General features: G+C 69.6%; 23 protein-coding genes. 12 read left to right on the forward strand and 11 right to left on the reverse strand.

Annotation, left to right across the window (positions count from 1 at the left end):
- Window positions 1-7 precede the first annotated feature (7 nt).
- The 5 genes from A3A5_RS0114540 (at window position 8) to A3A5_RS0114560 (ending at window position 5,509) form a co-directional block, all read left to right on the forward strand.
- The gene (locus tag A3A5_RS0114540) at window positions 8-1,609 is read left to right on the forward strand and encodes an ABC transporter substrate-binding protein (RefSeq protein WP_018311294.1); all 1,602 of its coding nucleotides are present in this window, start codon (window positions 8-10) and stop codon (window positions 1,607-1,609) included.
- Window positions 1,610-1,679: 70 nt separating this feature from the next.
- The gene (locus tag A3A5_RS0114545; RefSeq protein ID WP_018311295.1) at window positions 1,680-2,591 is read left to right on the forward strand and encodes an ABC transporter permease; all 912 of its coding nucleotides are present in this window, start codon (window positions 1,680-1,682) and stop codon (window positions 2,589-2,591) included.
- Window positions 2,584-3,477, forward strand: a complete 894-nt coding sequence (locus tag A3A5_RS0114550) for an ABC transporter permease (RefSeq protein WP_018311296.1) — start codon at window positions 2,584-2,586, stop codon at window positions 3,475-3,477. The genes A3A5_RS0114545 and A3A5_RS0114550 overlap by 8 nt, the downstream gene beginning before the upstream one ends.
- Window positions 3,474-4,520, forward strand: a complete 1,047-nt coding sequence (locus tag A3A5_RS0114555; protein ID WP_018311297.1) for an ABC transporter ATP-binding protein — start codon at window positions 3,474-3,476, stop codon at window positions 4,518-4,520. Before A3A5_RS0114550 ends, A3A5_RS0114555 begins: the two co-directional genes overlap by 4 nt.
- A gap of 23 nt (window positions 4,521-4,543) precedes the next feature.
- On the forward strand, window positions 4,544-5,509 hold the full coding sequence (locus A3A5_RS0114560; RefSeq protein WP_018311298.1) for an ABC transporter ATP-binding protein: 966 nt from the start codon (window positions 4,544-4,546) through the stop codon (window positions 5,507-5,509).
- Window positions 5,510-5,541: 32 nt separating this feature from the next.
- Here A3A5_RS0114560 and bamE read toward each other — a convergent pair whose 3' ends face one another.
- The 3 genes from bamE to A3A5_RS0114575 are packed head-to-tail and all read right to left on the reverse strand — an operon-like array spanning window position 5,542 to window position 12,122.
- Window positions 5,542-6,090: an outer membrane protein assembly factor BamE gene (gene bamE, locus A3A5_RS0114565; RefSeq protein ID WP_018311299.1), complete on the reverse strand. Its 549-nt coding sequence runs from the start codon at window positions 6,088-6,090 to the stop codon at window positions 5,542-5,544.
- Window positions 6,091-6,133: 43 nt separating this feature from the next.
- Window positions 6,134-10,282: a translocation/assembly module TamB domain-containing protein gene (locus A3A5_RS0114570; RefSeq protein ID WP_026200788.1), complete on the reverse strand. Its 4,149-nt coding sequence runs from the start codon at window positions 10,280-10,282 to the stop codon at window positions 6,134-6,136.
- Between the two features lie 40 nt (window positions 10,283-10,322).
- On the reverse strand, window positions 10,323-12,122 hold the full coding sequence (locus A3A5_RS0114575; protein WP_018311301.1) for an autotransporter assembly complex family protein: 1,800 nt from the start codon (window positions 12,120-12,122) through the stop codon (window positions 10,323-10,325).
- 167 nt (window positions 12,123-12,289) lie between these two features.
- Here A3A5_RS0114575 and A3A5_RS0114580 point away from each other — a divergent pair, with 167 nt between their 5' ends.
- The 3 genes from A3A5_RS0114580 to panC all read left to right on the forward strand — a co-directional run bounded on the left by A3A5_RS0114580 (window position 12,290) and on the right by panC (window position 14,458).
- On the forward strand, window positions 12,290-12,481 hold the full coding sequence (locus tag A3A5_RS0114580) for a DUF3460 family protein (protein ID WP_013957793.1): 192 nt from the start codon (window positions 12,290-12,292) through the stop codon (window positions 12,479-12,481).
- Window positions 12,482-12,512: 31 nt separating this feature from the next.
- Entirely contained in the window at window positions 12,513-13,406 is an 894-nt protein-coding gene (locus A3A5_RS0114585; protein WP_018311302.1) for a ScpA family protein, read from the forward strand.
- Window positions 13,407-13,609: 203 nt separating this feature from the next.
- The gene (gene panC / locus A3A5_RS0114590; RefSeq protein WP_018311303.1) at window positions 13,610-14,458 is read left to right on the forward strand and encodes a pantoate--beta-alanine ligase; all 849 of its coding nucleotides are present in this window, start codon (window positions 13,610-13,612) and stop codon (window positions 14,456-14,458) included.
- A 737-nt stretch (window positions 14,459-15,195) separates the two neighbouring features.
- Here the strand turns inward: panC and A3A5_RS0114595 are convergent.
- Window positions 15,196-16,389, reverse strand: a complete 1,194-nt coding sequence (locus A3A5_RS0114595; RefSeq protein WP_018311304.1) for a PepSY domain-containing protein — start codon at window positions 16,387-16,389, stop codon at window positions 15,196-15,198.
- Between the two features lie 131 nt (window positions 16,390-16,520).
- Window positions 16,521-18,050, reverse strand: a complete 1,530-nt coding sequence (locus tag A3A5_RS0114600; protein ID WP_018311305.1) for a cobyric acid synthase — start codon at window positions 18,048-18,050, stop codon at window positions 16,521-16,523.
- Window positions 18,051-18,102: 52 nt separating this feature from the next.
- Between A3A5_RS0114600 and cobU the strand changes: the two genes are divergently transcribed.
- From cobU to A3A5_RS0114620, 4 genes are read left to right on the forward strand one after another with little or no spacing between them, the layout of a single operon-like run.
- A complete protein-coding gene (cobU, locus tag A3A5_RS0114605) occupies window positions 18,103-18,798 on the forward strand; it encodes a bifunctional adenosylcobinamide kinase/adenosylcobinamide-phosphate guanylyltransferase (protein WP_018311306.1) in 696 nt (231 codons plus the stop codon).
- Entirely contained in the window at window positions 18,792-19,766 is a 975-nt protein-coding gene (gene cbiB, locus A3A5_RS0114610) for an adenosylcobinamide-phosphate synthase CbiB (RefSeq protein WP_018311307.1), read from the forward strand. Before cobU ends, cbiB begins: the two co-directional genes overlap by 7 nt.
- Entirely contained in the window at window positions 19,763-20,782 is a 1,020-nt protein-coding gene (cobD, locus tag A3A5_RS0114615; RefSeq protein WP_018311308.1) for a threonine-phosphate decarboxylase CobD, read from the forward strand. The genes cbiB and cobD overlap by 4 nt, the downstream gene beginning before the upstream one ends.
- An 18-nt stretch (window positions 20,783-20,800) precedes the next feature.
- Window positions 20,801-21,706, forward strand: coding sequence for a cobalamin-binding protein (locus tag A3A5_RS0114620; protein WP_018311309.1), 906 nt, complete (start codon window positions 20,801-20,803; stop codon window positions 21,704-21,706).
- Here the strand turns inward: A3A5_RS0114620 and A3A5_RS0114625 are convergent, their stop codons facing one another.
- The 6 genes from A3A5_RS0114625 to A3A5_RS0114650 are packed head-to-tail and all read right to left on the reverse strand — an operon-like array spanning window position 21,707 to window position 26,675.
- Window positions 21,707-22,288 (reverse strand): histidine phosphatase family protein, encoded by a 582-nt coding sequence (locus tag A3A5_RS0114625; protein WP_018311310.1) that lies wholly within the window; start codon window positions 22,286-22,288, stop codon window positions 21,707-21,709. It lies immediately after the preceding gene.
- Complete coding sequence (locus A3A5_RS0114630; RefSeq protein WP_232431350.1) at window positions 22,273-23,133, reverse strand: adenosylcobinamide-GDP ribazoletransferase; 861 nt, start codon at window positions 23,131-23,133, stop codon at window positions 22,273-22,275. The genes A3A5_RS0114625 and A3A5_RS0114630 overlap by 16 nt, the downstream gene beginning before the upstream one ends.
- Window positions 23,130-24,170, reverse strand: coding sequence for a nicotinate-nucleotide--dimethylbenzimidazole phosphoribosyltransferase (gene cobT, locus A3A5_RS0114635; RefSeq protein ID WP_018311312.1), 1,041 nt, complete (start codon window positions 24,168-24,170; stop codon window positions 23,130-23,132). Before cobT ends, A3A5_RS0114630 begins: the two co-directional genes overlap by 4 nt.
- Window positions 24,171-24,203: 33 nt before the next feature.
- Window positions 24,204-24,836, reverse strand: coding sequence for a cob(I)yrinic acid a,c-diamide adenosyltransferase (gene cobO, locus A3A5_RS0114640; protein WP_018311313.1), 633 nt, complete (start codon window positions 24,834-24,836; stop codon window positions 24,204-24,206).
- On the reverse strand, window positions 24,829-25,671 hold the full coding sequence (locus A3A5_RS0114645; RefSeq protein WP_018311314.1) for an ABC transporter ATP-binding protein: 843 nt from the start codon (window positions 25,669-25,671) through the stop codon (window positions 24,829-24,831). Before A3A5_RS0114645 ends, cobO begins: the two co-directional genes overlap by 8 nt.
- Entirely contained in the window at window positions 25,668-26,675 is a 1,008-nt protein-coding gene (locus tag A3A5_RS0114650; RefSeq protein WP_018311315.1) for an iron ABC transporter permease, read from the reverse strand. The genes A3A5_RS0114645 and A3A5_RS0114650 overlap by 4 nt, the downstream gene beginning before the upstream one ends.
- Window positions 26,676-26,690 lie beyond the last annotated feature (15 nt).

Consider the following 26,690-nt stretch of genomic DNA (forward strand, 5'->3'; position numbering starts at 1 on the left):
GAGCACCATGCAAGTGAAGTTGACCGACGCCGCCCGGCGCCGCCTGCTGGCCGGCATGCTGGCCGCCGCCACCATCCCCGCGGCCCACGCCGCACCCGCCGCCCCGGCCAGCGGCAGCCTCACCGTGGCCTTCGGCGCGGAGTCGACCACGCTCGATCCGGTCAAGATCTCGGCCGGCGTCGACCATTACTTTGTCGGCCAGATCTTCGAGATGCTGGTGCGCCGCAATGCCGCGCTCAAGGATGAGAACTGGCTGGCGGAGAACTGGAAGCTGGAAACCGGCAAGGACGGCAAGCCCGTGCTTGACGTGCAGCTGCGCAAGGGCGTGCGCTTCCACAACGGCGACCCGCTGACGTCCGAGGACCTCGAGTTTTCCTGGCAACGCCAGCGCGACCCCAAGAGCAGCTTCTTCTCGCACTATGTCTCGTCAGTCGAGCGTTTCGAGATCGTGGATGCGCACCGTTTCAAGCTGCATTTCAAGGAGCCGGATGCGCAGTTCATCGTCGGCAACATGCAGCTGTGGGCCATGCCCAAGAAGTACATCCAGAAGGTCGGCGAAGAAGAGTTCGCCCGCAAGCCGGTCGGCACCGGGCCGTGGAAGTTTGTCTCGCGCACGGTCAAGGACGACCTGAAGCTGGAAGCCTTTGGCGGCTACTGGAACAAGGAGAAGCGCCCGGGCATCAAGGACCTGACCATCAAGGTGATTCCGGAGGACCTGACCCGGGTGGCGGCCTTCAAGACCGGCAAGGTCGATTTCATCGACAACGTGCCGCCGTCGATGGTCGAAGAGTTCAAGAAGATGCCGGGGGTGAAGACCGTCACGCTGGTGAGCGGCAACAACCTCTTTCTCAATTTCAACACGCAGATGCCGAAGTCGCCGTTCAACGATGTGCGCGTGCGGCAGGCGGCCGCGCATGCCATCGATGTCGACGCCATCATCAAGCGCGTGCTGTTCGGCCAGGGCGAGCGCTATGCGCAGGTGGGCAAGGAGTCGAATGGCTACGACCCCGAACTCAAGCCCTACGCCTTCGACCAGAAGCGTGCGCGTGAATTGCTCAGGCAGGCCGGCTATCCCAATGGCTTCGACACCCCCTGCTACAACCTCACCACGCCGCGCGAACCGGGCGTGAAGGAAGTGGGCGAAGCCATGTATGCCTACCTGAGTTCCGTGGGCATCCGCTGCCAGGTGCGCAACCTGGAATACGGCGCCTGGATCAGCCTGGGCAAGCGCGGCCGCCCGGGCCCGCCGGAGATGGATGGCGTGCTGAGCTGGATGTGGTCGCAGGGCCTGCCCGGCGACCCGGGACTGGCCTGGTCCGGCCACCTGCACAGCTACCAGGGCGGCGGCGGCTGGGGCACCTACTCCTACACCAGCGACCCCGAGGTCGACGCGCTGCTGGAGAAGCAGCGCCAGACCATGGACCCCGCGGCGCGCACCGCGCTGCTGCGCCAGATCGCGCGGCTCAAGCAGGAGCGCGTGCTGGGCGGCCTGCCGACCTACCGGCCGCTGGTGACCTTTGCCTGGCGCGACAACAAGATCAACTACGTGCCCTGGCCCATCCGCGACTACTGGCGCTCATTCCAGGAAGTCAGCTGGAAGCAGCGCTGATCCGCCGCCGCGCCCGGCCCTGCGCGCCGGACGCGGCATCCCCGCTGACGAATCTCCGACGGAGCCTGTCATGCCTATTGCAAAACGCCTGCTGCACGGCCTGATCAGCATCCTTGGCGCGAGCGTGATCATCTTCCTGATCTCGCGCCTGTCCGGCGACCCGCTTTCCCTGTTGCTGCCGGCCGACGCGCCGCCGCAGGTGATCGAGGCAACGCGCCGCCATCTCGGCCTGGACCAGCCGCTGGTGGCGCAGTACCTGGTCTTCCTCGGCCATGCCGTCACCGGCGACTTCGGCAACTCCTACCGCTGGCAGGAACCGGCACTGGGGCTGATCCTGGAGCGGCTGCCGGCCACGGTGGAACTGGCGCTGGCCGCACTGGGCTTCTCGATTGCCATGGCGGTGCCGTTCGGCGTGCTGTCGGCGGTCTACCGCGGCTCCTGGTTCGACCGCTTTGCCAAGGTGTTCGCCATGCTTGGCCAGGCCATGCCCAACTTCTGGGTCGGGCTGCTGCTGATCCTGTTCTTCGCGGTGCAGTTGAACTGGCTGCCCGCATTCGGGCGCGATTCGTGGAGCAGCCTGGTGCTGCCCGCGATTGCGCTGGGCTGGTATCCGGTGGCCGCGCAGACCCGCGTGGTGCGCTCGGCCATGCTGGATGTGCTGGACAGCGACTACATCCGCATGGGCCGCGCCATGGGCCTGCCCGAGGGCGTGCTGATCTGGAAATACGCGCTGCGCAACGCGGCCATTCCGCTGGTGACCATCCTCGGCGTGTACTTCGCGGCGATGCTGGGCGGCGCCTTCGTGGTCGAAGTCATCTTTGCCTGGCCAGGGGTCGGCCGCACCGTGGTCGAGGCCGTGTTCGCGCGCGATTTTCCCGTGGTGCAGGCGGGCGTGATGCTCACCTCCGTGCTGTTCGTGCTGTCCAACCTGTTGGTCGACCTGAGCTACGGCCTGATCGACCCGAGGATCCGCCATGCCTGAGATCGCCGTTCCTCCTGCCAGCGCCCCGGCGGCGCCGGCCCGCAAGCGCCAGCGGCGTGACCTGGGTGGCCTGCCCTGGTTTGCGCTGGCAATCTTCCCGGTGCTGCTGGTCTGCGCCGCCGGCGGCGAGGCGCTGCTGCCGCACGACCCCAACGGCCTCGACCTCGGCCTGGCCTTCCAGCCGCCGGCCTGGCTGGCGGGCGGCAGCTGGGCCTATCCGCTGGGCACCGACAACATGGGACGCGACCTGCTCTCGCGCATCATGGCCGGCACGCGCATCTCGCTGGTGGTGGCGTTGTACGCCATCCTGATCTCGGGCGGCATCGGCACCGCCGCCGGCATGCTGGCCGGCTACTTCGGCGGGCGCCTGGACGCACTCATCATGCGGCTGGTCGATATCCAGATGTCGATCCCCGCGCTGGCGCTGGCGCTGGTGCTGGCCGCGGTGCTGGGCCCGGGCTTCAACACCGTGGTGCTGGTGATCGTGGTGACCTACTGGACCTGGTACGCACGCATCGTGCGCGGCGAGGTGATGTCGCTCAAGCAGCGCGACTACGTGGCGCTGGCGCGCGTGGCCGGCTGCGGCACGCTCACCATCTTCCGCCGCCACCTGCTGCCCAACCTGCTCAATACCCTGCTGGTGCTGGCCACGCTGCAGGTGGGCCAGGTGATCATCTTCGAGGCCTCGCTCAGCTTTCTCGGCCTGGGCATCCAGCAACCCGACGTGTCGTGGGGGCTGATGCTGGCCGATGCGCGCAACTACATCACCAACGCGTGGTGGGCTATCACCATGCCCGGGCTGGCCATCATGGCCACCTGCCTGGCGTCCAACCTGCTGGGCGACTGGCTGCGCGACCACTTCGACCCGAAAAGGAGGCAGCTATGACCGGCCCCGACCATAAGGTGGCGCATGTGGCGCAACGCCCGTCACCGGCGCCCGCCGCCGCCCACGGCACCCCCATGCTGTCGGTGCAGGGGCTGACCACGCACCTCGAACTGCGCCGCGGCACGGTGCGCGCCGTGGACGGGGTCGACCTGCACGTGCATGAGGGCGAGACCCTGGGCGTGGTGGGTGAATCCGGTTCCGGCAAGTCCATGACCATCCTGTCCGTCCTGCGGCTGCTGCCGCGCCAGGGCGGCGTGCACCTGGGCGGCAAGGTGCTGCTCGATGGCGTGGACCTGCTGCAGCTGCCCGAAAAGACCATGAGCACGCAGTACCGCGGCCGCAAGATCGCCATGATCTCGCAGGATCCGCTGACCTCGCTGAACCCGGTCTTCACCGTCGGCGACCAGGTCGGCGCGCCGCTGCGCTACCACGGCCGCGCCGACAGCCGCGCGGCGCGGCGGCGCCAGGTGGTGCAGGTGCTGGACAGCGTGCGCATCCCCTCGCCCGAGACGCGGCTGGACGACTATCCGCACCAGTTCAGCGGCGGCATGCGCCAGCGCGTGGTGACCGGCATGGCCATTGCCAGCGCACCGCGCCTGCTGGTGGCGGACGAGCCCACCTCGGCACTGGACGTGACCATCCAGGTGCAGATCATGGCGCTGTTCCGCAAGATCCAGGCGCAGACCGGTGTCGGCATCATCCTGATCACGCACGACCTGGGCGTGGCGGCCAGCATCTGCCACCGGGTGGCGGTGATGTACGCCGGACGCATTGTCGAGACCGGCGATGTGCGCACGCTGTACCAGCGCCCCGCCCATCCCTACACGCAGGCCCTGCTCCAGGCCATTCCCCACTTCGGCGAAAAACGCGAGCGGCTCTACGCCATCCAGGGCAGCCCGCCAAGCCTGATCGACCCGCCGCACGGCTGCCGCTTCGCGGCGCGCTGCCCGCACCGCAAGCCGCTGTGCGATGACGCCTATCCCCCCGAGATCGAACTTGAATCCGGCCACAAAGTCAGTTGCTGGCTGGCTTCGGTTGGCTGAGCCACGGCAACACAGGAGGCGCCATGCTGCTCGAAGTCGAAAACCTGAAGAAGCATTTCCCCGCGCGCGGCGGCGGCACGGTGCGCGCCGTCGACGGCGTCAGCTTTGCCGTGGATGCCGGCCAGACCTATGCGCTGGTGGGCGAGTCCGGCTGCGGCAAGACCACCATCGCCAGGCAGCTGCTGCTGCTTGAGCGCCCCAGCGCCGGCACCATCCGCTTCGACGGCCAGGACGTGCTGGCGCTGGAGCGCAAGGGCATTCTGGCCTACCGGCGCCAGGTGCAGGCGGTGTTCCAGGATCCGTCCTCGTCGCTCAATCCGCGCCTGAAAGTGGGCATGCTGCTGGCCGAGCCGCTGCTTGCGCACGGCCAGGGCGGCGACCGCGCCGCGCTGCGCCGGCGGCTGCTGGAGCTGCTGGAGATCGTCGGCCTGCCGCCCGGCGCGCTGGACCTGTATCCGCACGAGTTCAGCGGCGGCCAGCGCCAGCGCATTGCCGTGGCGCGCGCACTGGCGCTGCAGCCACGGCTGATCGTGCTGGACGAGCCCACCTCGGCACTGGATGTCTCGATCCGGGCGCAGATCGTCAACCTGCTGTCCGATATTCAGCGCAGCTTCGGCCTGGCCTACGTGGTGATCGCCCATGACCTGGCGCTGGTTGAGCACTTCAGCTCGGCCGTGGGCGTGATGTACCTGGGCAATATGGCCGAAAGCGGGCCCAGCGCCACCGTGTTCAGCGCCCCGCGCCACCCCTACACGCAGGCACTGCTGGGCTCGGCGCCGCGGCCCGACCCCGACCACCAGCCGGCCGAGGGGTTGATCCTGGGCGATATCGGCTCGGCGCTGAACCCGCCAGCGGGCTGCAAGTTCCATCCGCGCTGCCCGCGGGCGGTGCCGGCCTGCGCCACCGAGATCCCCCTCATGCTGCGGCTGGACCCGGCCGCCGGCTCAGCTGCGCCGGCGCACGTGGCCGCCTGCCACCTGCTTCACTAAGAACCCGTTTCAGAATGAAAAAGGGGCGCGCGTCAGCCGCCCTGCATCTTCGACGGATCGTCGCTGCGCGAGGTCGTGGTGACGGTGCCGTCGCTGTTGAAATGCACGTTGAAGAAGGCCTTGTCGGTAGAGGTTTCCATCCAGCGGTAGCCCCACACCTCTTCCTTCTTCAGCGCAAATGCCTCCACCTTGGTGGGCTTGCCCAGCAGGCGGCGGATGTCGTCCTTGCTCATGCCGGCGCGCACGCGTGCGAAGTTCTCGGCTGACAGCACCTGCTCGATCTTCGCGACCTTGCCATCGGCGCTGATGGTGACCATCCAGGTGGTGGTGCCCTCTGGGCCGCGCGGGTATTCAAGCCGGCGCCCGCCGTCCGCTTCTTCCCAGACGATCTCCGACTTGCCGGCCTGGCGCCGCAGGTCTTCCTCGGTGGACTGGCCGGGGACGATGCCCTTGAACAGCTCGCTGTCGGGCTTGATCGCGTTCCAGGTGTTGCGGGCGGTGTCGCCCGCCTTCTTCATGGCTTCATCGACCTTCTGCTGGTCGCAGCCGAACAGCGCAAGCAAAGAGGCAAAGAGTCCCATGGCGGCAAGGCGTCGCGGCGACGCGAAAGTGGAGGGGTGCCCGTCAGCGGCGCACGGGTTCGGCGACGGCTGCCGAGGCTGCCTGTGCCGCGCTGTCGGGACTGGTTGGCTGGCTCTCATCCTGCTGGCTCCTTCTGCTGTCGCCGCGACCCGAGGTCCCGCTGAACAGGTTCGCCCAGCTGTCGAAGCGGCGGTTGAACAACACCGACAAACCGTTGATGGACCCGCCCTTTGCAATCAGCGACCAGCGCCGTGAGAACTGCCAGGTCAGCTTCACCACGTTCGAGGCCGATGTCAGGCTCTGCTCATAGCCGACCGACATACGGTCGGTAATGGCCTTGCCCATGCTGACCACCTGCTGGTCATTGAGACCCGCGGTACTGGGCCCGATCGAGAATTCGTCGATGCCGAAATGCTGCACGATCCCCTTGCCGGCCTTGCCGCCGATCATGCCCAACGCCGCGCCGCCCAGCGCGGCGCCACCCAGCTGGCGCTGCTGGCCGGCACCGGCGCTTTCCGCGCCGTAGCCGAACATCAGCCACGAGAGCTTATCCTCTTCCGGCACATTGGGTTCCGACACCAGCCGCACGCGCGGCAGCCGCACCGTGCCGGTCACCTCCACGCCCGCCTCCACTTCCTGGTTGCGGCGCATCGCGCGGATATTCATGTTCGGGTTGTCGAGCGGGCCATTGAAGTTGATGATGCCACGCTCGATGTCCAGCTTGCGCCCGAAGGCTTCATAAGTGCCGTCGGTCACGCGCACCGTGCCGGTGGCCTTCATCGGTGCCAGGGGTTCGCTCTTGACAGCCATCTGGCCGGCCAGCAACAGGTCCGCGCCCGCGCCCCGGAAGCGGAAGTTGTTGCCCAGGTCCACAGTCAGGTCGATCACCGGGCTGAACTTGCTTGCCGGCTTGGACTCCGGCGCCGGCGTGGCGGCAGTCTTCACGGCGCGCTGGTCCTTGCGCCGGATAACCACCACATCATCGCCCAGCACCGGCGCGCCGGCCTTGGGCAGGTCGAACAGGCCGCGGTCGACGCGGATCTTGCCGCGGATCACGACCTGCTTGTTCTCGTTGGCGATGCTGGCGTCGCCCGAGACCACCAGCGTGCGCTCGGGGCTGGCGAACAGCTGCAGCTTGTCGGCGACGATCTTGCCGGTCAGGTTGGGATCGGCCTCGCCCAGCTTGACGTTGCCGGTGGCCGTGAGCTTGCCGTCGCCGCCGTGGAACTCCACGTGCTTGAGCTCGACCGTGTTCTGGTCCAGCACCACGCGCACGGTGCCGTCGGTCAGGCGCAGGCCCAGGTCGTACAGCGTGACGGCGAGGTGGTCGCCGTCGACGGTGCCGGTCAGCAGCGGCGCGCCGACCGTGCCGCCCAGGCGCATCGCCGCGGCCAGTTTGCCGTCGAAGGCGTACTGCGGGCCTGTCAGCGCTTCCAGCGATTTCAGGCGCGGCACGTCGACGGTCACCGTGCCGCCCAGGGTCGAGGCCGGACCCACGGTCTGCAGCCCCTGCTCCTGCACCAGTCCGGCGGAGGCGTCCACCACCACCTTGCCGATGCGGCCCGACACCATGCCGCCGCGCAGCGCGATGCGGTTGCCGCCGGCCTCGGCGCGCAGGCTGGTCTCGCCCAGGCCGAGCGTGGTGAAGCCCCGGCCGGCGTTGACCGAGAGGTCGCCGCTGCGCCGGCGCAGTTCGGCGAACCCGGTCGCGATCTCGGCCAGCGCCAGGTTCCAGCGGCCGTCGATGACCAGGTCGGAGCGCACCGGCGGCTTCTCGCCGGTGATGGTTTCCATCAGTTCCAGCACACGGCCCACCTGCAGGCCGTCCAGGCTGCCCGCGCTGCGGATGCGGCCGTGGTCCCAGTCCAGGCTGTCGATCGCCAGCGTGGCGCGGTCCAGCAGCAGGCGCGCGGCGCCCAGGCGCACGCGCTGGTCGGCCACCAGCAGCTGCGTCGGCGCGGCCAGGCGCAGATTGACGGTGCTGCGCGCTTCCAGGGTGCGGATGGTGCCGTTCCAGCCGTCCTTGCCCTTCCACGCGCCCTGCCCCGCCAGCGCCAGCTGCAATGACCGCTGGTTCAGGCTGCCGGCCGCCTTGACGTCGAAGGTATGGTTGGCCTGGGTGCCGCTGAGCGTGGCATCGAGCGTGCTCAGGCTTGCCTGCGGGCCGCGGTAGTTGCGCGCGGCCAGTTGCACCGAGAGCGGACCGTCCAGCCCGCCGCGCACCTCGGCGCGGCCGCTGGCGCTGGCCACCTTGTGCGGGCCCACTTCCAGCGCCTGCGCGTTGTAGTCGGCCACCACTTCGGGCTTCTTCAGCGTGCCGGTGATGGTGGCGTCGAGCTTGAGCTTGCCGGCCACGCCAAACTTGAGCCGCTCCAGCTGCGGCGCATCGACCGCCAGCTTGAGCGCATCGCCGCGCGCGCCGAAGCTGCCGCGCAGGTTGGCCTGGTTGCCGGCCATGCTCAGCGAGGCCTCGCTCGGCAAGAGCCGCTCGCCCGCCAGGCGCACCTTGCCGCCGCCTGTCATTGGCAGGCCCGCGTATTCGCTCTCATGCACGGCAAAATCCAGCGCCACGCCAAGCTCCGGCGCGATCTCGCCGGTCGCGGTGAAATCCGCATTGATGCGGCCGGCGGCAACCTTGGCCAGGCGCGACGGATCGAACGAGGCCAGCTTGCCCTTGAAGCTGAACGGCTGCTTGTCCTTCAGGCCGAGCTTGCCTTCCGCGGTCAGCAAACCCGGGCCCACCGCGGCACGCAGCGTGGCCAGCGTGACCGCCTCGGCATCGAAGCTGGCATCGGCGAACAGCTTGAGCGGCCCGCCCGACAGGTCCAGCGCCACGCTTTGCCGGCCCGGCTCCATCCGCACCACCACCGGGCCGGAGAGGCTGGCGCTGGTCAGCGAGCCATGCAGCGCGGCCGGGTCCAGCCTGCGCACGTCCAGGTCGAAACCGCCACGGCCGCCGCGCAGCGAACCGCCGCCGGAGATCTCGGCCTTGCCCGCCAGCGCCACGCGCAGCTCCGAGACGGCCTGTGCCATCTCGCTCAGCTCGACATGGACGCGCACCGACTGCACCGGCAGCCGCTGCTTGTCCAGCGGACCGGCTTCCAGGTTGCGGATCTCGATGTCGCCGGCGACAGCCAGCGGTGCGGGCGCAGGCGCCGCCGCAGGGGCGGATGCGGAGACACCCGATGCCGCCGGGGGAGCCGATGCCGCCACGGCACTGGCCGCCTGCGCGCCGGCACCCGCGGCCGCGCCGTCCACCGGCCGCAGCTCGGCATGCACGGTCAGGTTGGCCTGTGGCGCCGACGGGCTGAACAGGCGCGGGTTGATGCGATCGCCATCGACCAGCAGGTGCGTGAACGGCACCTTGCCGAACGGCGTCAGGTCGACGCCGGCGCGCAGGTGGATGCGGTCGCCGCTGGCCTGCAGCTCGGCACGCAGCGCGTCCAGGTTGCCCTTGGCGGTGGCATTGACGGCAAAGGACTCATCCTGCCAGCTGCTTTCCAGCAAGGCTTCGGCGCTGAGCGCGAACGGGGCGCGTGCGCCCACCTGGGCGTTGGCAGCCAGCTTGCCGTACGGTGTTTCCAGCTTGTCCACGCTGACGCGGTGGCGCTGGCCGTCGCTGTGCAGCGCGCCGGCCAGGTTGCTGAACACCATCGGCTCGGCCGTGGGCGCCGTGCCTTGCAGCAGCGACAGCCGCTCAAGCGTCAGGGAATCGACATCGATGGCCAGCGGCAGTTCGAGCGACGTGGGCCTCTGCATCGGCTCGGTGCTCGGCTCCGACGGGCCGAGCTTCACTTCAGCCTTGCCGATGCGCAGCCACTGCACGTGCAGGCGCCGCGCCTGCCAGTTGAGCGCCCAGTTGCCATCCACGCGGTCCACCGTCACGCGCGTCTGACCGCTGGCGAACACCACGTCGCGCAGGCGCAGGCCGTGTGCCACGGTGCCGCCTTCCAGCCGGCCGCTGAGCATGCCGGCCGACAGCCGCGTGGCCAGCGTCCACAGGTGGCGGGTGCCGGTCTCGGTGCGCAGCGCCGCCACGCCCGCCGCCACCAGCGCCACCATCAACAGCAGCAGCAGGCCGACCAGCCAGGCCAGCACGCGCCACAGCCGCCGCCGCTTGCGCGGCGCGGGCGGGGTCGGAGTCCGGGCCGAATCGCCGCCGGGTACCGAAGGCAGATCGTGGGCGCTCATGCCGGCATCCGGGTCAGGCGGGAAAGACATGGGTGCCGCATCAGAACGCCACTCCCAGCGAGATATGCGGCCGGAACTGCTGCTGGATGCCGTAGCCCAGGTCCAGCTGCAGCGGGCCCACCGGCGTACGCCAGCGCACGCCGACGCCCACGCCGTTGTAGATGGTCACGCCGTGCAGGTTGTCGGCGGCAGTGCCGAGATCCCAGAACACCGCCACGCCCCAGTCCGGCTTGAACCAGTACTGGTACTCCAGGCTGCCAGTGCCCAGGTACTTGGCCGGCAAGATGCTGGAGCCGCTGGGCGTGCCGATCGACTGGTAGCTGTAGCCGCGGATCGAATCGGTGCCGCCGGCGCGAAAGCGCAGCGTGGCCGGGATCTGGCTGGAGCTGTCGCCGGTCAGGTCGGCACCGAGTTCCAGCCGTGCCACCACCAGGTCGCGCTTGCCCACCGGTATGTACTGGCGGATACGGCCGTACAGCCGCAGGAAGGTGGCATCGCTGAGGAAGCCCTTGGCGGCCACCCCGACCTGGGTGCTGATGACATTGCCGCGGCGCGGGAACACCGGGTTGTCGACATCACGCCGCGTCCACGCAAAGGCCGGCACCAGCGCCTTGCTGATCTGGGCGGCCTGGCCCTCCGGCAGCAGCTTGTCGTAGTAGAAATCCAGCGACGTCGTCACGTCGTACTTCTCGCGCGAGCGCGAGCGCTTCAGGCCCGCGCGCAGGCTGGTGGTGTCGGTGTTCTCGATGTCGATGGTGCGCTCGTAGCTGCTGTACACGCTGTTGCGGTAGTTGCCCGGGGACGGCGGCATCGCGGTCTCGGCGAACAGATAGGAGCGCTTCTGCTCCAGCCGCGCCTGCGAGTCGAAGGTCCAGGCGCGGTTGAACAGGTTGTAGTACGAATAGCGCCCTTCGATCTGCGCGCCGGTGTCGGTGGTAAAGCCCCCGCCGCTGTTGAGCCGGTGCGCCGGATATTCGCGCACGCGCACCAGCACCGGCGAGCTCACCACGCCGTCAGCCGCCTTGTCGGCGTCCGGCGGCGGTTCCAGGTCGACCTGCACGTTGGAGAAGTACGGCTGGTTCTGGATCGCGCGCTGCAGTTCCAGCAGCCGCTCCACGCGGTACGGCTCGCCCTCGCTCAGCGGGTTGACGTTGTAGATGATCTGTTCCGGATAGCGGCGCGTGCCGGTCACCTTCAGCGGCCCCAGCAGGTAGGCCGGGCCGCTGGCGTAATGCGCGGACAGGTCCGCGCGCTGGTCGTCCGGCTCCACGCGCGCCTGCGACGCGGCCAGGCGCGCGCCGTAGTAGTTGTGGCTCTGCAGCGTGACCAGCGCGTCTTCCTTGGCCTTGTCCCAGTCGCCCTGCCGGAACGGCTCACCCACCGGCAGTCCCCACTTGGCCTGCATCTCTGCCACCTGCTCGGGCGAGCGCGTGGCCGCCGGGCCCGTCACCTGGACGTCGACATTGCGGATCAGCGTGCGCGCGCCGGGGTCGACCATCACGTGAACCACGCGCTTGTCGCCCTCGCCTTCCACGCGGGTGGTGGTGGTCGGGTCGAAGTAGCCCTCGGTGGAGGTGAGCGCCCGCACCTGCTCGCCGACGGTCTCGACCATATAGTCGAGCTGGTCCGGCGAGAGGTCGGCGCGGTCCTTGTAGCGTGACAGGTCGAGATGCTCTTCCAGCATTTCGCGGATCGGCTTGGGTGCCTCGATTTCGACCTTGTACGCGGCCCAGGCCGGGGCGGCCGCCAGCGCCAGCACCGCGCCCAGCGCGGCCAGTACGCGAACGGCCACGCGCGCGCGGCCAGCGGAGTTAGCGGTAATAGCGGTGTCTTGCGGCATCGCCGATTGTCCACACATACAAAGTCGGTATTTGACCACACCCGGCCTTGCGCCCGGAACTTTCCGGTGCCTTGCACCCGGCCTGGATGCATTCCGGGGGGCCGATACTGTAAAATCGTGACCCACTGCACCTATCTGGCGCCCGCGCGGGCGCATCACGGTTGAACATGGCCATCTACGAATCCGAAATCACCCAGTTCCTGAAGCAGCTCAAGCAAGAGCGCCCGACGCTGGAGGCCGAACAGCGCGACGGCCGTGCCCTGCTGTGGGACAAGTCGCCGATCGACCTGGAAGAGCGCGCCCGCGCCGAAGCTTCGCGCGTGGCGCAGAAGCCATACGTCTACTCGCAGGACAACTGATTCCCGCCGCCCCCGCGAGCGCACGCCGCCCATGAGCACAGGCGACCAGGACAAGCTGCCGCTGCCCGTCGAGCTGCCGGCCGTGGTCCCGGCCGTTGCAGCCGGCCCTGCCGGCCCCGCCGACATGGTCGACGGGATGGCTTTCGCGCGCCTGTACGGCGAGCCGCTGTTCAAGCTGCCGCAGGACCTGTACATCCCGCCGGACGCGCTCGAAATCTTCCTGGAAGCCTTCGAGGGCCCGCTGGACCTGCTGCTGTACCTGATCCGCAAGCAGAACTTCAATGTCCTCGACATCCCGATGTCGCAGGTCACCCGGCAGTACCTGTCCTACATCGAGCAGATCCGCAAGACCAACCTTGAGCTGGCCGCCGAATACCTGCTGATGGCGGCCATGCTGATCGAGATCAAGTCGCGCATGCTGCTGCCGGTCAAGAAGGCCGACAGCGACGATGAGGCCGAGGACCCGCGCGCCGAGCTGGTGCGCCGCCTGCTGGAATATGAGCAGATGAAGCTGGCCGCGCAGCGCCTGGATACGGTGCCGCAGCTGGGCCGCGACTTCCTGCGCTCGCAGGTCTATATCGAGCAGAGCCTGGCGCCGCGCTTCCCCGAAGTGGAAACCGTGGACCTGCAGGCCGCCTGGGCCGATGTCCTCAAGCGCGCCAAGCTCAACCAGCACCACAAGATCTCGCGCGAGGAACTGTCGGTGCGCGAGCACATGAGCCAGATCCTGCGCCGGCTGCAGCACGCGCGTTTCATGGAATTCTCCGAGCTGTTCGAAGACGCGGTGCGCTCAGGCAAGGGCGTGCCGGTGGTGGTGGTGAACTTTATCGCCATGCTGGAGCTGTCGCGCGAAGCGCTGGTGGAGATCACCCAGGCCGAACCGTTCGCACCAATTTATGTGCGATTGGCGTACAGCCCGACCTGACCCACCCGCGGTGCGGGGTCCGGCCCCGCCCCACTTGTTCTACAATCCGCCGACAGCCGGCCCAACGGCCCACGGCGCAGGCCCCGACGGCAAGTGCCCGAAGGCCTCGCGCCCGACAGAAGGCCGAGACCGGTAGTCCATGTGCCGCCCATTGACGGACCGGCGCCCGGGTCACACCTATCACGACCAGCACACCAAGGCAGATGAAAGTCATTTCCTCCATCCAAGAGCTGCGCGACCAACTGCGCGGCCAGAACCGCGCTGCCTTCGTCCCCACCATGGGCAACCTGCACGAAGGCCACCTGTCGCTGATGCGCCTGGCGCGCCAGCACGGCGACCCGGTGGTGGCATCGATCTTCGTGAACCGCCTGCAGTTCGGCCCGAACGAGGATTTCGACAAGTACCCGCGCACGCTGCAGGACGATATCGAAAAACTGCAGAGGGAAGGCGTCTATGTGCTGTTCGCGCCGTCCGAGCGCGATATGTACCCCGAACCGCAAGAATACCGCGTCGAGCCGCCGCATGACCTGGGCGACATCCTGGAAGGCGAGTTCCGCCCCGGTTTCTTCAAGGGCGTGTGCACGGTGGTGATGAAGCTGTTCTCGTGCGCGCAGCCGCGCGTGGCGGTATTCGGCAAGAAGGACTACCAGCAGCTGATGATCGTGCGCCGCATGGTGCAGCAGTTTGCCCTGCCGATCGACATCATCCCCGCCGAGACCATCCGTGCCGAAGACGGCCTGGCGCTGTCGTCGCGCAACCGCTACCTGGGCCCCGACGAGCGCGCCGAGGCGCCGGTGCTGTACCGCACGCTGCATGACGTGCGCGACACCGTGCTGGGCAGCGACCGCGCCTCGGCCGACCTGCTTGCCGTCGAGGCGAATGCGAAGGAATCGCTGGCCAGGCGCGGCTGGAAGCCGGACTACGTGTCGATCCGCAAGCGCGTCGACCTGCAGGCGCCAACGCGCGAGGAATTCCTCGCCGGCGAGCCGCTGGTGATCCTGACGGCCGCCAAGCTGGGCGAGACCCGGTTGATCGACAATCTGGAGATCTGAGCGGCTGGTGTTGCCATGCGGTTGGCGCCTTATTGGCTTGGCGCTATGCGGTCGGTTTGTGGCTCTTGACTAGCGTGGGCTGTTTCGCCGGCGTAGCCGGCGAGTCACTTTTTGTCCGAGCGACAAAAAGTAACCAAAAAACGCGTCGCCTGAGCGGCTGGCAATCAATTCCTCGGCGTTGGCCCGTTCCCGCGGCGGTGCTTGCCGTTCGATGTAGTTGCCCGTTCGACCCTGCTACGCCATGTGAGTGTGGGACAGTGCCTGCGTTAACCCACTATTGAACGATCCCCATGCAGGGGCGTAGGCCGCCTGCTGCCAGCCGCATTGCGGGGACGCCTACGGCTGCTGCGCCGGCCCAAAATGCGCTGACGGTCATTGAGCGCTTGCGCGGAGCGCAGCCGAAGGCGTTGATGCGATATCGATGGAGAGCGCGGGCCACCGCCCGACTTGGGGATCGTTCAAAAACCGGTTATCGCAGGCACTGCCCCACACTCACATGGCGTAGCAGGGTCGAACCGCGACCACATCCAAACGGCAAGCACCGCCGCCCATACGACCAACGCCGCGTAATTGATTGCCAGCCGCATAGGCGACGCGTTTCTTGGTTACTTCTTGTCGCTTGGACAAGAAGTGACTCGCCGGCTACGCCGGCGAAACAGCCCACGCTAGCCAAGAGCAACAACCGACCGCACAGCGCCAAGCCCAAAAAACCACGCGCGCCCCAGAAATAGCCCTTCTCATGCCCGCCGCATACCCGCCCGCTGCTCAGCCTTCACCACATGCCGCTGATGCCCCCGCCGACGCTTCCACCAGATCAGCACGCCGGTCACGGCAAACGCCAGCGGCGCCAGCCCAAACAGCGTGATGAAGACCCGCCCCGGCAGCCCGAAGGCCTCGCCGGTATGCAGCGGGAACAGCCAGTTCAGCAGCGTGTCGCCCGCCGGCGCCTCCTGCGGATCACGCACGCCCAGCGGCTTGCCGCTCCAGGCATCAAGCCACAGCCGCGTGGCGCCGGTATCCTTGCGCACCTCGCCGGGCTGGCGCAGCCGTACCTCGAAGGCGTCGCCCGGCTTGCGTGGGAAGCTGATGCGGGTCACCTGCGCTTGCGGGTACCGGGCCTGCGCCGCCGCCATGATCTCGCCCGCGCCCAGCGACCGGGCCCCGGCCGGCGCCGGTGCCGAGACGTGCTTCGCCGGCGGCGTCACGGTCATCACGCCCGCCACCATCGGTGTCACCCACTTCGGCAGGTTCAGGTACCAGCCGGAAAAGGCGATGATGGCCAGCACCGGCGCGGCCAGGATGCCGCCCGCGCGATGCAGCGAATAGTTGAAGCGCGACCACGAACCGCCATGCGTGATGCGGAACGCCTGCACCACCGAGCGCAGCTTCAGCTTGGGCCACCACACCGCCACGCCCACCAGCGTGGTCAGCAACAGCAGCATGCCGGCCACGCCGGTGATGGTCTTGCCGGTGTCGCCCGACAGCAGGTAGCGATGCAGGTGGAACAGCGTCGGCAGCAACAGCCGGCGCGACAGGCCCGCCTCGCCCCAGACCCGCTCGCCCTTCACCGCAAGCGTGACCGGATCGACCATCACCTGGCGTGAGCGGCCCGGCACCACGCCGTCGGGCGCCTTGACCGGGTACCAGGCGATAAAGACGCCGTCGGCATGGGCCGGCAGCATCAGCAGGTTGGGCTTGCCATAGGGGGGCGCAGCCAGCCGCTCGGTCACTGCCTGGACCGTGGCCGGCGACACCGGCTCCGTCATCGGCGTGGACGCCACCAGCAGGTCAGGGTTGAGCCAGGCATCCAGTTCTTCGCGCCAGGCGATGGTCATGCCGGTCAGCCCCAACAGGACGAACAGCAGGCCAAGGCTCAGGCCGATATACAGGTGCAGTTTGACGAGGACGACGCGCAGGCGGCCGGTGACCATGTGGGGGCTGATGTACGTTGAGCGGACGCTGCCATGCGTGGAGTATGGCGCAAAAGCCACTTTCACGCAGAATGCAAATGCGAAAGATTCGCGATTCTAGCAGGGCCCTGCCCAGCGGCGTGCCGCATGCATCAGCGCCGCAGCGGCGCCAGCATCGCATCCAGGTCCAGGTGCGCGGTCATGGTGTCGGCAAGCCGCTCGATCGATGCTTCGCGCAGTGCATCGAGGTCCACCGCCTGGGCGCCGTCCAGCCCTGCCCAGCGCAGCAGCGCCTGGCAGCCGGCGGGCTCGTCGAACAGGCCGTGGACATAGGTGGCCAGCACCTGGCCGTCGGCCGAGCGCGCGCCGTCGGGCCGCACCGTGCCGTCGCCGCGGTCGAGCCACAGGGCCGGCTGCTCAAGCCCCGCGCCCGTGGTGACGCCAAGGTGGATCTCGTAGCCGCGCACCGGCGCATCGGCCTCCTCCAGCGCCAGCCGGCCACCGACCTGGCGCAGTTGCTTCTCTGCCGCCAGCGTGGTCTCGAAATCCAGCCAGCCCAGGCCCGCGCTGCTGCCGGCCCGGCCTTCGCGGCCATCGGGATCGTGCACCTGCCGCCCCAGCATCTGCATGCCGCCGCAGATCCCGATCAGCTTGCCGCCGTAGCGCAGGTGCCGGGCCAGCGCCGCGTCCCAGCCATTGGCCCGGATGAAGTCCAGGTCGCCGCGCACGTTCTTGCTGCCGGGCAGCACCACCAGATCCGCGGGCGGGATCGGCATGCCGGGCCCGACAAACTGCAGGTCCACCTGCGGGTGCGCGCGCAGCGCGTCGAAGTCGGTATGGTTGGCGATGCGCGGCAGCACCGGCACGATCACGCGCAGGCGCTGTGCCGGCGAGCCGGCCCCATCACCGCTATCCGCTTGCGCGCCGATGATGGCGTCCTCGGCATCCAGATGCAGGCCGTGCAGGTAGGGCAGCACGCCGAATACCGGCTTGCCGGTGCGCGCGACCAGCCAGTCCAGTCCCGGCTCCAGCAGGCCGATATCGCCGCGGAAGCGGTTGATGATGAAGCCGGTCACGCGCGCGCGTTCGCTCTCGGACAGGCAGTCGAGCGTGCCGACCAGGTGTGCAAACACGCCGCCGCGGTCGATGTCCGCCACCAGCACCACCGGGCAGTCGACGCGCTCGGCAAAGCCCATGTTGGCGATGTCGCGCTCGCGCAGGTTGACCTCGGCCGGGCTGCCGGCGCCCTCCACCAGCACCACGTCATAGGCCTGTGCCAGGCGCGTGTGCGAAGCCAGCACGGCCTTCATCGCCTCGGGCTTGTAGGCATGGTAGGCGCGCGCATCCAGGTCCAGCCGCGCGCGGCCGTGGATGATCACCTGCGCGCCGGTGTCGCTGCTGGGCTTGAGCAGCACCGGGTTCATGTCGGTATGCGGTGCCAGCCGCGCGGCCTGTGCCTGCAGCGCCTGCGCGCGGCCGATCTCGCCGCCGTCGGCGGTGACCGCGCTGTTCAGCGCCATGTTCTGCGGCTTGAATGGCACCACGTGCGCGCCGGCACGCGCCAGCACCCGGCACAGGCCGGCCACAATGGTGCTCTTGCCGGCATCGGAAGTCGTGCCCTGGACCATCAGCGTGCCGCGCAGGGCACCCGGCGGCAGGGATTGCGAGGAGTCAGTCTGCATTGGCGGATTATCGCACCGGTGCCTGCAACAAACCTCGCGCGTGCCCCGTGCGATGCCCGGATGCGGCGGCTACAATACGCGGATGGAAACCCCGGCCATTGCACCCGCCTCCGCCCCAGGCGCCGCCACCCAGCCGCGTGCCGCCGGCGGACACGGTAACCGCCAGCTCACCCTGGTGCTGGGCGGCGCGCGTTCCGGCAAGAGCCATTACGCCGAACAGCTCGCCACCGACCATGCCACCATCACCGGTGGCCCGGTCACCTACATCGCCACCGCGCACCAGGACCCGGCGCGCGCCGACCAGGAGCTCGAAGTCCGCATCGCCCTGCACCGCGCCCGCCGCCCCGCCGACTGGCGCCTGGTGGAAGAGCCAGTGCACCTGGCCGATGCGCTCTATGGCAATGCGCGCCACGACGGCTGCATCCTGGTGGATTGCATGACGCTGTGGATGAACAACCTGATCTTCCCCGACGCCCGCACGTATCCTGAGCATGGCGTGATCACGCCGCCGGATGCCTTCACCGAAGAAATCGAAGCGCTGCTCACCGCGCTGCCCACGCTGCCGGGCCATGTGATCCTGGTCTCGAACGAGATCGGCTTCGGCGTGATCCCGATGGGCGCCATCACCCGCTTCTATGTCGATGAACTGGGCCGCCTGAACCAGAAGCTGGCCGCCGCCGCCGACTGCGTGCGGCTGATGGTGGCAGGCATTCCGGTTGCGGTGAAGGGCGCCGATCCCGCATGCTGATGCTGGCCTGGCCGGCATGCGTGGCAGCGGCACTGACGGGCGTTCTGCTGGACCGCTGGCTGGGCGAGCCGCGCCGCTGGCATCCGCTGGTGGGCTTCGGCCGCATCGCTGCCGCATGTGAGCGGCGGCTCAACCCTCTCCCGCACCGCGGTGCGCCCTGGCGCCAGCGCCTTGCCGGTCTTGTCGGCTGGTGCGTGCTGGTGCTGGTGCCGGCAACGCTCGCATGGTGGCTGGTCGACGCTGCGGCCAGCCTGCATCCTGTTGCCGCCCTGGCGCTGCATGCGGTGGCGCTGTATGCCGCACTCGGCGCGCGCAGCCTGCACCAGCATATCGCCCCGATCGCCGCCGCCCTTGCCGCGGCAGACCTCCCCGCCGCGCGCACGCTGACCGCGCGCATCGTCTCGCGCGACACCACCGATGCCGATGCCGAAGCACTGGCGCGTGCCGCCTGCGAGTCGGCACTGGAAAACGGCAACGACGCGATCTTCGGAGCGCTGTTCTGGTTCCTGGTCGGCGGGGCGCCCGCCGTGATCGTGTTCCGCCTGGCCAATACGCTCGATGCGATGTGGGGCTACCGCACGCCGCGGCTGCTGTATTTCGGCTGGGCCGCGGCGCGCATCGACGACCTGCTCAACCTCGTGCCCGCGCGCCTGACCGCGCTGTCCTATGCGCTGCTCGGCGCCACCGCGCAGGCGCTGCATTGCTGGCGCACGCAGGCTCCGGCATGGTCGAGTCCCAATGCCGGTCCCGTGATGGCCGCGGGTGCCGGCGCGGTAGGCGTGCAGCTCGGCGGCCCGGCCCGCTATCACGGTGAGATCGAACAACGCCCGCCGCTGGGCGCCGGCCCCGCGCCGCAAGCCGCGCATGTGGTGGCCTGCCTGCGGCTGGTCGAGCGCGCCTTGTGGCTGTGGCTGGCGCTGGCAGGCGCCAGCGCGCTGGCCGTCCTTGCGGTTGCCACGCCGACATGAACACCGCCCTGCCCCCGATCCGCCATGGCGGCGACCTGCTTGCCGCGGTGCGCCGCTACGGCCGCCCCGCCGGCGACTGGCTCGACCTGTCCACCGGCATCAATCCCGACGGCTATCCGGTGCCGGCGCTGCCTGCGCAAGCGTGGCAGCGGCTGCCCCAGGATGACGACGGACTGGCCGAACTGGCCGCACAGGCCTGCGGCGCGCCGCGGGCCTTGCCCGTCGCCGGCTCGCAGGCCGCCATCCGCACGCTGCCGGGTCTGCTGCGCCCGGGCCGCGTGGGCATCGCCGCGCTCGGCTACAGCGAATACGCGCCGGCCTTCGCTGCCGCGGGCCATGCGGTGGCGCCGCTGGATGAAGCTGCTTTCGCGCAGGCGGCGCTGGCCGACCAGCTCGACCATCTCGTCATCGTGAATCCGAACAACCCGACTGGCCGCGTGCTGCCCGCCGCCACGCTGCTGCGCTGGCATGCCACGCTGGCGGCGCGCGGCGGCACGCTGCTGGTCGATGAAGCCTTTATCGACTGCCTGCCCGATGGCTCGGTGGCCGCGCATAGCGGCAAGGCCGGCCTGGTGGTGCTGCGCTCGATCGGCAAATTCTATGGCCTGGCCGGCATCCGCTGCGGCTTCGTGCTGGCGCAGCCGGCACTGCTGGACGCGCTGCGCGAGCGCCTGGGCCACTGGACCGTATCGGGTCCGGCACGCGAGGTCGCGCGGCACGCCCTGGCCGACCACGGCTGGCAGGACGCCACCCGCGCGCGGCTGCAAGCATGCGGGGCGAAGCTGGCCGCGCTGCTGGACCGCCATGGCCTGGCGCCGGTGATGCATCCGCTGTTCTGCTGGGTGCCGCATGACGACGCCGCACGGCTGCATCACGCGCTCGCGCAACAAGGCGTCTGGACCCGCTACTTCGACGCCGCCGGCGGCTGCCCGCCGAGCCTGCGCCTGGGCCTGCCGCCGGACCAGCCACACGCCTGGCAGCGGCTGGGCGCGGCACTGGCCGCAGTCACTGCCTGAACCACTTTCCCCGATGCCATGCTGAACCGCCTGACGCCCGTTATTGCTTGCACGCTGCTGCTGGCAGCCCTGCCCGCCGCCGCCGCGGTGTCTGCCGTCGACGACTCGGGTCAGACCGTGACGCTGGCGCAACCGGCGCGCCGCGTGATCTCGCTGGCGCCGCACGTGACCGAAATGATCTTCGCGGCCGGCGGCGGCGAGCGCATCGTCGGCACGGTCAGCTACAGCGACTACCCGCCGCAGGCGCGCGAGATCGCGCGCGTGGGCGACAACAAGGCGCTGGACCTGGAACGCATCGCCGCGCTCAAGCCCGACCTGATCGTGGTCTGGCGCCACGGCAATGCGCAGAAGCAGACCGACCGCCTGCGTGCGCTCGGCATCCCGCTCTTCTACAGCGAGCCGCGCAGGCTGGCTGCGATTCCTGAGAACATGGAGAAGCTCGGCACGCTGCTGGGCACCGAAGCCACCGCGCGGCGCGCTGCCGACGGCTTCCGCCAGCAGGTAGAGACACTGCGCAAGACCTACGCGGCACGCCCGCCGGTGACCGTCTTCTACCAGGTCTGGCAGCAGCCGCTGATGACGCTCAACGGCCAGCACCTGGTCAGCGACATGCTGGCGCTGTGCGGCGGGCGCAACCTGTTCGCGGCCGAGGCGCCGCTGGTGCCGACCGTGTCGGTCGAAGCGGTGATCGCGGGCAACCCGGAAGCGATGCTGACGGCGGGCATCGGCGCCACGCGCTCGGACCAGCCGCTGCCGGATTTCGAGATGTGGCGGCGCTGGAAACAGGTCACGGCGGTGGCGCGCAACAACCTGTTCGTGATCGACGGCGACCTGGTCAACCGCGCCGGTCCGCGCGTGGTGCAAGGCGCCGAGCTGATCTGCAAGGATCTCGACACGGCGCGCAAGCGCCGGCCCGCACGCTGATCAGGCGGCGCGGTTCCACCAGCCGAGCCGGACACCGCCCGGCCCCAGCGTGAAACCGCAACTGGCACCGAAGCCCAACTCCCAGTTGACCGTCGCCGCCAGCGGCACGCCCAGCCAGTGCGCGGCCAGCATGCGCATCGGGCCGGCATGGCCGACCACCCACAGACATTGCGCGCGATCTTTCGCCAGCGTTGCGGCCCAGCCGGCAACCCGCGCCAACGCCTGCGCCGGCGCTTCACCGCCATGCGGGCGCGCGTGCAGCAGGTCGGCCGCCCACTGGTCGAGCGCGGCGCGGTCGATCGCATCCCAGGCCACGCCCTCCCAGCTGCCGAAGTCGATCTCGCGCAGCCGGGGTTCGGTGTCGATGGCCGGCGCGCCGCCCGGCAACACCCGCCTCAGCGCCTGCGCGGTGCCGAGCGCGCGCGCCAGCGGACTGGCGACAATGCGATCCGGCGTGGGCAGGCCCGCGGCGATCCGTGCCGCCGCAGGCGTCAGCGGCGCCACCAGCGGCAGGTCGAGGCAGCCATAGCAGGTGCCCGCCGGCACCTGCGGCTGTGCATGGCGGATCAGGACCACATCCATGCCGCGGCCACCAGGTAGAGCAGGATCTCGGCGCACTGCTGGGCCATGCCCAGGCAGTCGCCGGTATAACCGCCGATGCGGCGCACGAAGTAACGGCCGAGCAGCAGGCGCAGCACCAGCAGCGCGACGACTGCTGCCGCGCAGAACCACGGCGACACCAGCCACAGCGGCACCAGCCCGCACAGCAGCGCGAACGCCAGCCCCGCGCCGGCCAGCTTCTGCGCCACCGGCTTGGCCTTGCCTTGCGCGCGCACGTAGGTCAGCGTGGCGAGGTAGCTGACCGCCATCGCGCGGCTGGCGGCGTGCGCGGCGACCAGCACCGCCGGCAGCACCATCAACCCGCCGCGCCCCGCAATCGCCACCAGCAACTGCCACTTGAGCAGCAACGCCACCACCAGCGCGATCGCACCGAACGCGCCGATGCGCGAGTCATGCATGATGCGCAGCACGTCCTCGCGCTGCCACGCGCCGCCGAAGGCATCGACGCAATCGGCCAGGCCGTCTTCATGGAAGGCGCCGGTCAGCAGCAGCGTGGCGGCCATGCCCAGCAGCACGGCCACGCCGGGCGGCCACCACAGCATTGCGCCCCAGGTGACCAGAGCGCCCACGCCGCCCACCAGCAGCCCGACCAGCGGGAAGTAGCGTGCGGCGGCGTGCAGGTAATGCGGTTCGAATCCGGCCCAGCGCGCCAGCCAGCCCGGCAGCGGCACGCGCGTGAAGTAGCCCAGCGCCGTCAGGAAATAGCGCAGCTCGCCGGCCACGCCGGCGGGGCTGCGTGGTTTGGGTACCGGTGCAGGCACCGGGTCGGGTACTGGTGCAGGCACCGGGTCGGACGGCACGCTCATGGCGAGGCGGTGCTGACGCCGGCGCCGCTGAAGGTCGCCATCTCGTTCAGGAACGCCGCCGCCGAGGCAAGCAACGGCCACGCCAGCGCGGCGCCGGTGCCCTCGCCCAGGCGCAGGTCCAGCGCCAGCAGCGGCGCGGCGCCGAACTGGTCCAGCAGAGCACGGTGGCCGCGCTCATGCGAGCAGTGCGTGAACACGCAGTACTGCAGCACGTCGGGGTCCAGGCGCTGCGCCACCAGCAGCGCGGCCGTGGCGATAAAGCCATCGACCAGGATCACCATGCGGCTCGCGGCGGCGGCCAGGAAGGCGCCTGCCATCATCGCGATCTCGAAGCCGCCGAAGGTGGCCAGCACGTCCAGCGGCGCCTGCACATCGGCATGCAGCGCCAGCGCGCGCTCCAGCACCGCGCGCTTGCGCGCGAGGCCGGCATCGTCCAGCCCGGTGCCGCGCCCGATGCAGTCTGCCAGCGGCAGGCCGGTCAGCCGCTGCATCAGGCAGGCGGCCGCTGAAGTATTGGCAATGCCCATCTCGCCGAAGCCGATCACGTTGCAGCCCTGCTGCGCATGGCGCAGCACGCGCGCCATGCCGGCCGTCATCGCCGCGGCGGCCTGCTCCGGTGTCATCGCCGGCTCGACCGCGAAGTTGCGGGTGCCGTCGGCAATGCGGCAATTGACCAGGCCCGGTGCCGCCGGCAGCGGCACGCGCACGCCCGCGTCGACGATCTCCAGCGCAATGCCGTGCTGGCGCGAGAACACATTGATCGCCGCGCCGCCAGCCAGGAAGTTCTGCACCATCTGCGCGGTGACCTCGGCCGGATAGGCGCTGACACCGGCGTCGGCCACGCCGTGGTCGGCGGCAAACACGATCACCGTCGGGCGCTGCAGCACCGGCCGCGCCGTGCCGAGGATCAGGCCCAGTTGCAAGGCCAGCGACTCCAGCCGGCCCAGTGCGCCGAGCGGCTTGGTCTTGTCGTCGATGGCGGCCTGCAGCACGGGGCGCAGGGCATCGTCGAGGGGAGTGATTTCGGGAAACTGCATGATGCTTTGACCTTGTATTCGAAAAGGATGCCACTACATTTCAACGCCGCGCTGCGCCTTGATGCCCTGCTGGAAGGCATGCTTGACCGGCGTCATGTCGGTGACGGTGTCGGCCGCCTCCACCAGCGCCGGCGGCGCGCCGCGGCCGGTGATGACCACGTGCTGCATCGGCGGGCGCGCGCGCAGGTCGGCAATGACCTGCTCCACATCAAGATAGTGCAGCTTGAGCGCGATGTTCAGTTCGTCGAACAGCACCAGGCCGATGCCGGGGTCGCGCAGCATGCCGCGCGCCACTTCCCAGGCAGCCTCGGCCTTGGCCACGTCGCGGGCACGGTCCTGCGTTTCCCAGGTATAGCCCTCGCCCATCACGTGGAAGGCGCACTCGTGCGGGAAGCGGCGCAGGAACATCTCTTCGCCGGTGGGCTGCGCACCCTTGATGAACTGGACCACGCCGGTGCGCATGCCGTGGCCGAGCGCGCGCACCACCATGCCGAAGCCCGAGCTGGACTTGCCCTTGCCATTGCCGGTGGTGATGACGATCACGCCGCGCTCATCCTGCGCGGCGGCAATCCTGGCGTCGACGACTTCTTTCTTGCGCTCCATGCGCGCCTTGTGGCGGGCATCGCGGTCCGGGTCTTCTGCAGGCGGGTTCTGGGTATCAGTCATGACGTGTGTCAGGTGTGGGTGGGGGCGCGCCGTCGGGAATCAGCGCAGTATGCGCGCCGTCGGTGACGCTGACGATGGCGGTGCGAAGCGCGCGCGAGCAGTGTTCAGGGGTCAGCACCTGGGCGGCGGTGCCATGCAGCGTAGTGCCGTCTTCGGCCATCAGCAGGGCATGGGTGGCGTAGCGCCGCGCCAGCGTCAGGTCGTGCAGGATCACCACGATGGCGTGGCGCCCGGCCCGCGCCAACGCGGCCAGCTGTTCCAGCACCAGGATCTGGTGGCGCAGGTCCAGGTGCGAGACCGGTTCGTCCAGCAGCAGCAGTGGCGCCTGCTGCGCCAGCGCCGCGGCCAGCGAGGCGCGCTGGCGCTCGCCGCCGGACAGGGTCAGCACATCGCGCGCGGCCAGTGCTTCAATATCCATCGCGCGGATCACTTCATGCACGATGCGGTCGTCCTCGCGCCCGGTCCAGCCCCAGCCGGACAGGTGCGGATGCCGCCCCACGCGCACGGCATCCTGCACCGACATCGAGAAGGTGTCATGCACGGCCTGCGGCAGGTAGGCGCGCTGGCGCGCCAGCACCGCCGGCGCGATCTGCGCCGCCGCGGTGCCGTCGATCTCTGCGCTGCCGCCATCGGCGTGGCGCAGGCCGGCCAGCACCGTCATCAGCGTGGACTTGCCGGCACCGTTGGGGCCGGCAATGCACCACAGCTGCCCCGGGCCGATGGTCATCGTCAGGCGATCCACCAGCACGCGCTGGCCGGCGCGCAGCCGCACATCGCGCAGCGCAAGCTGCGGACAGGCGGTAAGCGGATGGGACCAGTGCGGGCCTTGGCTCATCGCGGCCTGCGCAGCAGCAGGTAGAGGAAGGTCGGCACCCCCAGCAGCCCGGTGATCACGCCCACCGGCAGCTGCGCCGGCGCAACCACGGTGCGTGCGATCAGGTCGGCGGCCATCAGCAGCGCGCCGCCCAGCAGCGTGGCGGCCGGCAGCAGCAGGCGCTGGTCATTGCCCCACGCCAGCCGCACCAGGTGCGGCACCACCAGCCCGACAAAGCCGATCGAGCCGGCCGTGGTGATGGCCGCGGCAATGCACAGCGACGCCAGCAGGAAGGTCGCCAGCCGCACGCGGCCCACGCGCACGCCCAGCGACTGCGCCACGGTCTCGCCCAGCAGCATCACGTTGAGTGCGCGCGCCATCGGCATGGCCAGCAGCAGCGCCACAACCAGCATGGCCAGCGCGCCGCCGTAGCTGGCGGTGCCGCTCAGGTCGCCGGTCAGCCAGAACAGCATGCCGCGCAGGCGCGACTCCGGCGCAATGGAAAGGACCAGGGTAATGACCGCGCCCCAGCCTGCGGCCAGGATCACGCCGGTCAGCAACAGCCGGGCGCCCGCCTCGCGGTGGCCGCCCTGCACCTGCGGATGCAGCAGGTCGCGCCGCGCCAGCGACGCCACCAGCACCATCGCCGCCAGTGCACCGGCGGCGGCGGCGGCCTGCACGCCCCACCACGGCGCCAGCAGCAGCATGGCCAGCAGCGCGGCAGTGGAGGCGCCGCCCGATACGCCCAGCACATAGGGCTCGGCCAGCGGGTTGCGCAGCAGCACCTGCATCAGCGCGCCGGACAGGGCCAGCAGCCCGCCGCAGGCAAACGCCGCTGCCGCGCGCGGCAGCCGCAGTTCGCGCACGATCGCCGCGGCGGTGCCGGTGTCGGTACCGCTGAACGCAAGCCAGAGCTCGCGCGCATCGAGCGACACGCTGCCCAGCGCCAGCGACAACACGAACGCCAGCAGCGCCGCGAGCGCCAGCACCAGCCAGATCGCCAGGGCGCGCCGGAACTCAGACATGGCGCGCCCGTGCGC

It is taken from the genome of Cupriavidus sp. UYPR2.512, assembly GCF_000379565.1.
Classification (GTDB): domain Bacteria; phylum Pseudomonadota; class Gammaproteobacteria; order Burkholderiales; family Burkholderiaceae; genus Cupriavidus.